General features: G+C 38.3%; 8 protein-coding genes. 3 read left to right on the plus strand and 5 right to left on the minus strand.

All coding sequences use genetic code 11. The annotated features are described in order from the left end of the window. Positions 1-99 precede the first annotated feature (99 nt). From GGR22_RS07010 to GGR22_RS07020, 3 genes are all read right to left on the minus strand, one after another. Positions 100-1,026, minus strand: coding sequence for a magnesium transporter CorA family protein (locus GGR22_RS07010; protein WP_182493068.1), 927 nt, complete (start codon positions 1,024-1,026; stop codon positions 100-102). Between the two features lie 254 nt (positions 1,027-1,280). Continuing rightward, the gene (locus GGR22_RS07015; protein ID WP_121375634.1) at positions 1,281-1,820 is read right to left on the minus strand and encodes a 3-hydroxyanthranilate 3,4-dioxygenase; all 540 of its coding nucleotides are present in this window, start codon (positions 1,818-1,820) and stop codon (positions 1,281-1,283) included. Positions 1,821-1,884: 64 nt separating this feature from the next. Beyond that, positions 1,885-2,931 (minus strand): endonuclease/exonuclease/phosphatase family protein, encoded by a 1,047-nt coding sequence (locus GGR22_RS07020; protein WP_182493069.1) that lies wholly within the window; start codon positions 2,929-2,931, stop codon positions 1,885-1,887. A 136-nt stretch (positions 2,932-3,067) separates the two neighbouring features. On the opposite strand from GGR22_RS07020, the gene GGR22_RS07025 reads away from it, so the two are divergent. From GGR22_RS07025 to GGR22_RS07035, 3 genes are read left to right on the plus strand one after another with little or no spacing between them, the layout of a single operon-like run. Beyond that, the gene (locus GGR22_RS07025) at positions 3,068-5,890 is read left to right on the plus strand and encodes a carboxypeptidase-like regulatory domain-containing protein (protein WP_182493070.1); all 2,823 of its coding nucleotides are present in this window, start codon (positions 3,068-3,070) and stop codon (positions 5,888-5,890) included. A 12-nt stretch (positions 5,891-5,902) separates the two neighbouring features. Beyond that, positions 5,903-6,508: a choice-of-anchor J domain-containing protein gene (locus tag GGR22_RS07030; RefSeq protein WP_147406599.1), complete on the plus strand. Its 606-nt coding sequence runs from the start codon at positions 5,903-5,905 to the stop codon at positions 6,506-6,508. 19 nt (positions 6,509-6,527) lie between these two features. Continuing rightward, on the plus strand, positions 6,528-7,859 hold the full coding sequence (locus GGR22_RS07035; protein ID WP_182493071.1) for a DUF5689 domain-containing protein: 1,332 nt from the start codon (positions 6,528-6,530) through the stop codon (positions 7,857-7,859). 553 nt (positions 7,860-8,412) lie between these two features. Here GGR22_RS07035 and GGR22_RS07040 read toward each other — a convergent pair. Then, positions 8,413-10,284, minus strand: a complete 1,872-nt coding sequence (locus GGR22_RS07040; RefSeq protein ID WP_182493072.1) for an OmpA family protein — start codon at positions 10,282-10,284, stop codon at positions 8,413-8,415. A 19-nt stretch (positions 10,285-10,303) separates the two neighbouring features. After that, on the minus strand, positions 10,304-11,236 hold the full coding sequence (locus tag GGR22_RS07045; protein ID WP_121375640.1) for a PorP/SprF family type IX secretion system membrane protein: 933 nt from the start codon (positions 11,234-11,236) through the stop codon (positions 10,304-10,306). Positions 11,237-11,273 lie beyond the last annotated feature (37 nt).

The raw sequence follows: 11,273 nt of genomic DNA on the forward strand, positions 1-11,273 counted from the left end.
AATATTTTTTGCGAAGTTATGATTTATAGGTGGATTTTGCGAATGAAAATGATTTTTTAGCAATAATCCACCTTCTCTACCTTATATAATAATGTTTGCTTAAAACAGATTTCTTTTCTTGAACATGAATACTCCAAAAACAGATATCAAAAGCGAAATCAGTAAGATAATCCAAAATCCAAACGGACTGTCTTGGAGGTTGTTCGGTACGTTCATTCCATATAAACTTGCCACAAGTGTCGGAATCATCAGGATGATCGAGATTGAGGTGAGCCGTTTCATGATAATGTTCAAGTTGTTTGAAATTACCGAAGCATAAGCATCCATCATGCCTGTCAAGATATTACTGTAAACATTGGTAGTTTCTTCTGCCTGGCGCAATTCGATTTCTACATCTTCAAGCAAATCTGGATCAAGAACATCTTGCTGGTTTTTCAAATTTTTAATCCTGCGAAACAAGATATCGTTTCCTTTTAGCGACGTAATAAAAAACACAAGGCACTTTTCAATCTGCAGCAATGCCTGAAGCTCTTCGTTCTTGATTGATTTTTCCAGATTGTTTTCAGCCAGCTTGATGCGCTGGTTGATATGTTTCAGGTATTTTTGGTACCATACGCTTGACGACAGCAGCAGCTTCAACACTAAATCATAGTGCGAAGTGATTGTTATTTTTTTGCGCTGGGTATAAAGCACAAAATCGTCGAGCATATCGTTGGGATGGAAACAAAGAGAAACAAAAACGTCTTCGTTAAATATCAGTCCCAGCGGAGCCGTATTGAACGGCAGCTTTGCATCGTCGCTTTTAAAAGGAATTCTCAAGACAATAAGATTCCAGCCGTTTTCAGTTTCGAGACGCGGGCGTTCGTCAATGTCTTCGATGTCGTTATAAAACGCTTCGGGAATTTTTAACTCTTTGAGAAGGTATTTTGTTTCTTCTGCTGTTGGAGAAACTGCATTGATCCAGCAGCTGTTGTCTGGATTTTGGGCGTGGATAAGCCCATTGTTGTTTTTGTAGAATGTGATCATAATGCAACGCTATTTCTAAGGAACAGCTTGCAGAATGACATGCTGTCCTTAAATTAATGAAATGTTCTTCTGATAATAATCGTCCATTTTTCGGATAATTTAATGTGGCGCGAAGGTAGAACTTTAAAAGTGAAGCTGTTGCTTTATTATGTTTTTTTTAGGACAGCCGATCCAGGCCTAAAATTTATTCACAAAAAAGCCTTTGGTTTAAATTAGCATTCAAACCAAAGGCTTTTATAAATCGGAATCAGTTCTTACCTTTTTAATGTATATTTTTTATCGGCTTCCATGATAGTGCCGCATTTAGTACAAGTCCTTAAGGTCTTAGAATTATAGAAATGCTGGAAATGAGGCAAGAAGTCCTTTTCGATATCTTTAAGTTCAAAATAGACTTCATAAAGTTTATGGTTGCAGTTGTCGCAGAACCAAAGCAGTCCGTCGGTATAGCCTTTTCCGGCACGCTTTCTTTCGATCACCAAACCAATTGATCCGGCAGAACGAACGGGAGAATGTGGTGTTTTTGCAGGATGGAGATACATATCGCCAGCATTCAGCTCCATTTCCTTTCGTTCTCCATCTTCTTGGATAATTACTTTTATAGAGCCTTCAAGCTGGTAAAAAAGCTCTTCTGTCTCATTATAATGATAGTCTTTTCGGGCATTAGGTCCGGCGACAACCATTACGATATAATCTCCAGAATCTGCATAGATATTTTTATTTCCGACAGGCGGTTTTAGAAGGTGCCTGTTTTCTTCAATCCATTGGTTGAGATTGAATGGTTTTGAAATTGCCATAGCTTTAATATTTCTACTAAATTACTAAAAATAAAAAAGGCTAGCGAAAACTAGCCTTTAAAAATTATTTTACTTCTTTTATCAGATACAGATACACTGGAAAGTGATCGCTGAATCCAACCTGACCGTTCGAATTTCTGAGCGGATATCCTTTATATTGTCCGGTTGTCTGTGTCAAGAAAGGTTTGTTGTAAACTCCTGCCTTCCAAAAACGATACGAAGTATAGTCTTTTCTGATGAATGGTTCCGAAAGAATCATTTGGTCGAACAAGTCCCATGCATCGCGGTAGGCCAAAGTACCAATTCCTTTATTAGACATTTCTTCCATCGGATTGTACATCCCTCTTTCTTTAGTCTCTTCTTTTTTAGCTTTCGCACCCAATTCAATTTTCACACTCTTATTATAAGGACCGTCATTTAAATCGCCCATAGTGATGATTTTCGCATTCGGATTTATAGAATATAAAGAATCGATTATTTTTCTGTTAAGTCTTCCTGCCGCTTCACGGTTCGGACTAGACTTTTGCTCGCCTCCAGAACGCGATGGCCAGTGGTTTACAATGAAATGCATTTCTTCGCCGTCTAGCAATCCAGTCACTAGCAATTGGTCACGCGTATAAATTCGCTGTGTCTTGTCAGACTGATCATAGATAATCAGCGGAACGTTGATAGAGCTTGTCGGCTTAAAGTGTTTTTTCTGATAAAGCAACGCAACATCAATTCCTCTTTTGTCTGGCGAATCAAAGTGTACGATTCCGTAATCTTTGTTGATTAAGAGTGGTTGTTTTACCAAATCTTCAAGAACCCCGCGGTTTTCGATTTCAGATCCTCCTATAATTACAGGAGATTCTTTTTGCTGGTCGCTGGTTCCTATTTCGTTTAATACCCTGCTCAGGTTTTCAAGTTTCTTTTTGTACTTCTCCGCCGTCCATCTTTGAGTGCCCGTTGGTGTATACTCTTCATCATTCACATTCGCATTATTGATCGTGTCAAACAGGTTCTCAAAATTGTAGAATGCAATCGTTTGCACTTTAAATTTCTTATCCTGAGCTTTCGCTACAGTTATTGAAAATAATACAATGAAAAGGGCAATAAATTTTTTAATTCTCATAAATCCAATATTAATTAAATATGAAGTTTAACATAAACTTGGGAGCAAAAGTAAATAATATTAATTAATAATGTAACTTTGCGCCCGTTAAGAAATTGTTTTTCTAACAAAAAGGGATTAATCATTAAATTTATTTATGAAAAAACTTGTATTTAGTATTTTATTTGTACTGCAAGTCGTTTTTGCTTTTGCTCAACAAAGCTCTTTAGTAAAAGGTAAGGTTGTTGATTCAAAAACTCAAAAACCATTGCAAAATGTAGTAGCTACGCTTCGAAACACGACATTGACAGCATTGACAAATTCTGATGGTGTTTTCGTTTTCGAAAATGCACCACACGGCAGCCACATCCTTGAGGTTTCAAGTACTGGCTATTCTCGTCAAATCTTATCTATCGATGTGGCTGATCAGCCTTTAGATTTGGGAGTTGTTGTGCTAGAAGAAGACATTACTTCTGAGCAGCAATTAAGCTTGATTACCATTACCGAAAATGATCTTGGTGATGACAACAGTGGTTCTGAGAGTACATCAGGATTGTTGCAAGCGACAAGAGATGCTTTCCAGCAATCAGCGGCATTCAACTGGGGCCAGGCTCGTTTCAGAATTAGAGGTCTTGACAATGAGTACGGAACAACTATGATAAACGGTATCGTAATGAACAAAGTTTATGATGGAAGACCACAATGGAGCAACTGGGGAGGTCTAAACGACGCTACTAGAAATCAAGAATTTACAATGGGTTCTGCTCCTTCCGATTATACTTTCGGAGGTATCTTAGGAACTCAAGAAATCAATACAAGAGCTTCTTTTTACAGACCAGGTAGCAGAATTTCATTCTCAGGAACCAATACAAACTACAGCTGGAGAATGATGGGAACTCATGCTTCAGGAATGAATAAAGACGGAATTGCTTACGTAATTTCTGCTTCAAGAAGATGGGCGGAAGAAGGCTATTTCGACGGAACTGACTACAGCGCAAACTCTTTATTTGCAAGTATCGAAAAGAGATTTAATGACAACCATAGCTTGAACTTTACAGCAATCTATGCGCAAAACAGCAGAGGTAAAAACTCTCCGAATACGGATGAAACTACAAGAATTGCTGGTGAAAAATACAACTCATACTGGGGATGGCAAAATGGCGAAAAAAGAAACTCTAGAGACAAAGATGTTGAGGAGCCTATCTTTATGCTAAGCCACTACTGGAAAATTACGGACAAGACAAACTTAAATACGAATGTTTCTTACCAATTTGGTGAAATCGGAAACAGCCGTCTTGATTTCCAAAACGTAAACAACCCTGATCCTACGTACTACAGAAATCTACCTAGCTATTATACTTCTATGTATGATGGTAATACTTTTATCGGGAACACGGAAGCAAACCTTTTGGAAGCTTCTAGAGCTCGATTCTTAACAAACCGCCAAATCAACTGGGATGCAATGTATGCTGCAAACCAAAGAACAGAGGCTGGAAATAGTGTTTACGCACTTTATGAAGACAGAACAGATGACAAAACTTGGACAGCTAATTCAATCTTGAATACGCAATTGTCTGACAACATCATCCTTAATGCTGGTGCAACCTACAGAAAATTGAAATCGCATAACTTCCAGAATATGCTAGACCTTCTTGGAGGACAGTATTTCAGCGACTATGACAATTTCTACACAGGAGATTTCGCACAGTCTGACTTGAACAATCCAAACAGACAAATTGGTGTAGGTGATACGTATGGTTACAACTATAACTTGCTTGCTGATATTGCTGATGCTTTCACGCAGTTCAAATTCAACTACAGCAAAGTTGATTTCTATTTGGCGCAATCATTCTCTCGTTCTCAATACCAAAGAGAAGGTTTATACAGAAACGGATTGTATGCGAACAACTCTTTTGGAAAAAGCGACAAGATTATTTTTGAAAACTTCGGATTCAAAGGAGGTTTCACTTATAAAATGACAGGAAGACAATTATTCGATGTGAATGCAATCTATATGACTAAAGCACCATCATTGAGAAATACATTCCCTAATGCACGTTTGAACAATCTTATCGTTGGCGATATCGACAGCGAAAACATCATGAGTGTTGACGCAAGTTACATCATCCGAGCTCCTAAATTAAAAGCAAGATTGACCGGTTTCTACTCTACAATCAAAAATGCAACTGAAACTTCTTTCTTCTTCGCAGAAGGTGTATTTGAAGGTGACGGATCTGACGCTAACGCATTTGTGGCTGAAACAGTAACAAACATCAACAAGAAAAACATGGGTGTTGAATTGGGTATCGAATACCAAATCATACCAACATTAAAATTCACTGCTACTGGTACTTACGGACAGTATACTTATGACAACAATCCAAACGTAAGTATCAACAATGATGCCCTTGCTGCATTGGTACAAGAAGGTTCTGCAACATCTGTTGGAGCTCCAAACACACAAGTAAACTTTGGTCAAGCTTCATTGAAAAACTACCGTCTACCTGGTATGCCGCAACAAGCTTACTCTGTTGGTCTTGAATATAGAGATCCTCATTTCTGGTGGATTGGTGCTAACGCAAACTACTTGGCAAGCAATTATTTAGATGTATCTGCGTTATTAAGAACTAGCAATTTCTTCGAAAACTCTGCTGATCCATATGGTTTAGACCTTCCTTTCTCTGACATCGATCGTGAGAACGCAAGAAAATTACTGAAACAAGAAAAATTTGATGATTTTTATTTAGTAAATTTAACTGGAGGAAAATCATGGAGAATCGATGGCAAGACTGTAGGATTCTTCGCAAGTATCAACAACGTGTTTGATCAAACTTACAAAACAGGTGGATTTGAACAAGCAAGAAATGCCAACTATCAGGAATTAAACAGAGATGTTTCTAGCGGAACTCCTGCATTTGCTCCAAGGTATTTCTACGGATACGGAAGAACCTATTTTGTGAACCTTTACATCAACTTCTAATCTATGTCTATTATGAAAATAAATAAGCTAACAACACTATTATTCGCATCTCTTTCGATGGGAATACTGTCAAGCTGTGTAAATGATGACGACACTAACCTTCCTGAATACACTCCGTTAATTTTTGGCGAAAACTTTTCAGAAGGTGCAGACAATACATTATTCGAAAAAGAAGGATGGACAAACTTTGCTGAAGCCGGTACTGTTCGTTGGACAAACCAAGTTTTTAGCGGCAATGGTTATGCTGAATTCACTACGTTCCAATCAGGCCAAGCTTCAAATATAGGCTGGTTGATTACTCCAAGCATCAATCTTGATGCTCAGGAAGGCGAAAAGCTAGTATTTCAAGTAGCGCAAGCTTTCGTTGACAATGCTGCTAATACTATCGAAGTATTGATCTCAACCGATTATGACGGAACCAATGTTACTGCTGCAACATGGCAGTCATTAAACGCGACTTTGCCAACAGTTAACTCTGTACGTTATGAGTTTATCAAATCTGGAGTAATTGACTTGTCAAGATATACCGGAACGGCTCATATCGCATTCAAAGTAAAAGGTAATGGTACGACGCTAGACGGTACGTATCAAGTTGATAATATTAGAGTTTATAATTAATTCTATTAAAAGTAAAAAAATGAAATCTACAATATTCAAATCTATATGTATCGCTGTTATCGCTGCTAGTCTATTCTCTGGCTGCGCAAATGATGATAACTATAGCAGTCCGAACCTTGACTGTGTTGATCCAGGATTAACAGCTACAAAAACGGTTCAGCAAATCATTGCTATGGCAACTACGACTCCTAAACTTTACGAAGCTGATGATGTTATCGAAGGCTACGTAACTTCTAGTGACGAAAAAGGAACTTTCTTCAAGACTATTTCTCTACAAACGCTTCCTGAAACAGGTGCGCCAGTGGGATTCAGCATTGCTTTAAACGTTTCTTCTACTTATACAGAAGGATTTACTCCTGGAACTAAAGTGTATATCAAACTAAAAGGTTTGTACTATGCGAATGTGTTCAACTCATTGCAAATTGGCGCCTTATACCAAGGTACTGAAATCGGAAGAATTTCTGAGAACGTTTGGAGAGAGTCTATCTTCCCTTCTTGCACAAAAGTGAATGAAAACGATATGGTAAGAACAGTAACACTTGCACAAGCCTATACAAACGCAAACTTAAATACATTGATCGAAATCGATGATGTACGTTTTGCTGATGCTTCTGTAGGAAGAACGTATTATGACATCGATTCTGGAGGTGGCGCAACAAACCACTACCTTACGACAAATGCAGGCGGTATTTCGAACATCATCCGTTTCAGCAGCTTTGCTCCTTTCTCAGGAAACAGAGTGCCTTCAGGAAGCGGAAAAGTAAGAGGTGTTATGACGAAATATAACTCCGATTTCCAATTCATCGTAAGATACGAAAGCGATATCAAATTGAGCGGTACAAGAACTTTCACTTTTGCTGGAAGCCTTAACGAGAACTTCGAAAGCTATGCTGCAAACCAAAGCAATTTCATCAACTACTTTAACGATCCTATCATCGGAACTAAAGTTTGGAGCGTGAAGACTACAGCTTCAAAATATCTTGAAATGACTTCTTTCGGAACGCCTAATGAAGATAACAGAACGATGTTCTTTGTGCCAATCGACATGACTGCGGCAAGCACAATGACATTCAAATACAAAGTTTCTTTCCCGGTAACAGGTCACGCACCACTTAAAGTATACTATACGACAAACTACACTCCTGGACAAGACATCAGGACTGCAGCTATCGTTGATATTACTTCAAGCTTCAACATCGGAACAAGCCAAAGCTTTGTAAGCGCTGGAACATTCAATATTCCTGCTGGAGTAACCGGAAACGGATTCTTCATCTTCGAATATACTGGTTCTGGACTTTCAAACCCAAGATTGACGACTAACTTCGGAATAGACGATATCCTAATCAACTAAGACGAAGCCTGATAATAATCAGATTCCAATATAAAAAACCCGTTGAAATTATTCAACGGGTTTTTTGTTTATACTACTATTTTGTTTCTTTAGAACAACTTACATCAAGCGAGATTTTCTTTATACCTATTGTTCACTTTATAGAACAGCAACGGCTTATATCATAAATAATACTTCCTAAATGTAAAGTATATCGCTCTATCTCTTCTTCATTGCTAACTTTATCTTATCAATCCTATTGACACTATTACAAATAAGCTCAATTTTCAAATTAGCAGAAAGGCCATTTTCTAGCCTATAAAAACAGAAAAGGCATGCGCACAGGCCAAATTACCAGCCTTGACACAAAACAGCTTTAAACGCCTTAAAAAGGCCTGTTTATAGCAATTAGCATCGCTGTTTAAGATTGCATTCCCTATACAGAAGCTGTAAAAGGAGAAACTAAGGCTTTACTTTTCCATCGAAGACGTATAATAACGCATACAGGCCGGTGATTCATGGCATAAAAAAAGGGATGCCAATCGGCATCCCTTAAATTGTATAACTTTAGAAATTATCTCTTGATGATCAAGAATTCACTTCTTCTGTTTTGAGCATGTTGCTCTTCAGTACAGTTTTCTTTGCAGTCCACTTTTGGTTCGCTTTCGCCATACCCTTTACCAGAGATTCTTGATTTGTCGATGCCTTTAGAAATAACATACTGTACAGTCGATTTTGCTCTTCTGTCAGACAAGTTCATGTTGTACTCGTCGCTACCTCTGTTATCCGTATGACTTTTTACCATGATTACTAGCTGGTCGTTATTTTTCATTACTTGAACAAGTTTGTCTAGCTCAAATGCACCTTCTTGCGTAATGTTGCTCTTGTTGAATTCGAAGAAAATCTCTTTCAAGACAATTTCTGTCGGAGTCACAATCACGTCGATAGGCTGTAAGTCAGCATTGATGTTTACAGTACCGCCATTTGTTTTCGCAACTGGAAATACATTGCTTTCGTAGCCGTCTTTTGCAACTTGAAGCGTATACGCTCTGTTACAATCAACACTATATACTACTTGGCCATCAGCTGCTGTAGTTCTAGTTTCGATTACGTTTTTCTTATCATCAAGAATAGCTACTCTTGCATCAGACAAGATGGCGCCTGTTTTAGCATCTCTAACTAAAGTAACTACTTCTACACCGCAAACTGGCGTCGCTTGGTAGATATTGTCATTTCCAGTTCTGTTACTTGAAAAGAAACCGATGTTTTTAGTCGTATTAAAAGAAAATGCGAAATCGTCTTTAGCCGTATTAACTGGCGCTCCAACGTTTACAGCATCTGTCTTCTTATTAAAGTCGATTACAAAAATATCCAATGCTCCAAAACCTTTTCTTCCGTCAGAAGCAAAGTACAATTTGTTGTCGTCTGTAATAAAAGGGAAGCTTTCGTTTCCTTCAGTGTTTACTTTAGTTCCCAAATTTTCTGGAGTTCCAAAGCTACCGTCAGCGTTTACAGCCACTTTCCAAATATCGTTACCGCCAATAGAACCTGGCATGTTCGATGAGAAGTAAAGTGTCTTGCCGTCTTTGCTGATGCTCGGGTTACTTGTAGAATACTCTTTGCTGGTAAATGGCAATGCTTTCACATTCGTCCATTTATCACCTTCTTTAGTTGCTTTGAACAAGTAAACCTGTCCGAATTTTAGTTTTTTAGATTTGTCTTTTTCAAACTGACCTTCTTTAAAACTTTCGCTGGCAAAATACATCGTATTGCCATCGGCAGAAATCGTAGCAGGTCCGTCGTGGAATTTCGTATTGATTTCCGAAACAGTTACCGGCTCACTGAACGTTCCGTTAGCATTGTACGTTGATTTGTAAAGATCCAAAAATGGCTCTTCATTCCATCCGTATGTCTTTCTAGACTTGTTTCTTGCGCTGGCAAAATAAAGCGTATTGTCGTTTGTCAATACCGCTCCAAAATCAGACTGGTCGCTGTTGATGTCTAATGATTTTTCATCAAAAAGCTTTGTCTGGCTTTTCAGCTTCGGAAGATAGTTAGGGTCTTGCTTGAACGTCACGGCTCTTTGGTCGTTTGGCGCTAAACCAGCAAATTTTTGCATTTGTGCATTCGACTCTTCATATTTTCCTTCCGCCTTTAGCATTTGAGCATAACGGTAGTACGTTTCAGCATCTTGCTTTTCTTGCGTTGCTTTCGCATACCATTTGATAGCTTCTTTTGTATTAAAGACATTATAATAACTGTCAGCCAATTGCTTATACACATAGCTGTCAGCCTTTCCTTTGTCTACAAGCTTTAGGTATTCAGCAGAGGCATCTACGTATTCGAATCGGTTAAACAGCTTATCGGCCTTCTCGGTATCCTTATTTTGTGCTGATAGTGTCATACTAGCGATCACAAAACTTAATGTAATATATAAATTCTTCATTGTCTAGGTCGCTTTTAGGTTAGAAATATCTTGGTGAACGTGATACCTTTTTAGGGAAATTCAAGTCAAATAACAGGATTACCTCGTGAGAAGCCGGAGTCGTTACTTTCAAGTCAGAAATAATTCTGTCATAAGCATACCCGATTCTCAAGCTTGGAGTAATAGCATAATTTACCATACCTCCAAAAGAGTCATCCAATCTATAAGTCGCTCCAATCTCAAACTTCTCATTGAATAAGAAGTTAGTCGAAACGTCAAAAGATACAGGAGCATCAAACGCTGATTTAATCATCGTAAAAGGCTTGAACTTGATGTTATCTGTCAATTGGAACACATAACCACCCGTCAAGAAATAATGCTGCGTTTCTTCACCATAGTGTCTTTCTTGCCCATCTCTCCTAACGCTCAAATGTTTTGATTTAAGCATGTTCGGAACCGATAAAGCGATATAATAATTATTGGTATAATAGAAAAAACCTGTTCCTATATTAAAATAGGTATTGTTGCTGTCTTCAGAGAATGCCTCATCATCTGGATCAGGCAGCGACCCGTTAATATCCGAAAACAATCCTATTTTTTGGAAAGTAGCACCGGCCTTGATCCCTAGGGCAAGACGATGTTCTCCTCCAAGATTTAATGTATACGAGAAATCTCCATAAACGTTTTGTTCTTTTACAGGTCCGATTTCGTCAGAAATTACAGAAAGTCCCAAACCTACATTCTTTCCGGCAGGACTATGTCCTGAAAAAGTTAAGGTTCTTGGAGCATCCTCGATTCCTTCCCATTGTTGCCTGTATAATACTCCAAAAGACAGGTTTTCTTTTGAACCCGCATAAGCTGGATTGATCACGTTCATATTATACATATACTGCGTATAATGCGGATCCTGCTGCGCTTCAACATCAACAAGAGCCGATAGTGCTATCAGTGCGGTGAAAAATATTTTCTTCATTGGTTTGCTTTTTTTTATATCATTAAAACACTGCCGG

The sequence above is a fragment of the Flavobacterium gossypii genome (genome assembly GCF_014138495.1).
GTDB lineage: Bacteria > Bacteroidota > Bacteroidia > Flavobacteriales > Flavobacteriaceae > Flavobacterium > Flavobacterium endophyticum.

Coding starts and splice junctions, on each gene's coding strand:
- GGR22_RS07010 (WP_182493068.1), bottom strand. CDS start 1,026: ATGATCACATTCTACAAAAACAACAATGGGCTTATCCACGCCCAAAAT.
- GGR22_RS07015 (WP_121375634.1), bottom strand. CDS start 1,820: ATGGCAATTTCAAAACCATTCAATCTCAACCAATGGATTGAAGAAAAC.
- GGR22_RS07020 (WP_182493069.1), bottom strand. CDS start 2,931: ATGAGAATTAAAAAATTTATTGCCCTTTTCATTGTATTATTTTCAATA.
- GGR22_RS07025 (WP_182493070.1), top strand. CDS start 3,068: ATGAAAAAACTTGTATTTAGTATTTTATTTGTACTGCAAGTCGTTTTT.
- GGR22_RS07030 (WP_147406599.1), top strand. CDS start 5,903: ATGAAAATAAATAAGCTAACAACACTATTATTCGCATCTCTTTCGATG.
- GGR22_RS07035 (WP_182493071.1), top strand. CDS start 6,528: ATGAAATCTACAATATTCAAATCTATATGTATCGCTGTTATCGCTGCT.
- GGR22_RS07040 (WP_182493072.1), bottom strand. CDS start 10,284: ATGAAGAATTTATATATTACATTAAGTTTTGTGATCGCTAGTATGACA.
- GGR22_RS07045 (WP_121375640.1), bottom strand. CDS start 11,236: ATGAAGAAAATATTTTTCACCGCACTGATAGCACTATCGGCTCTTGTT.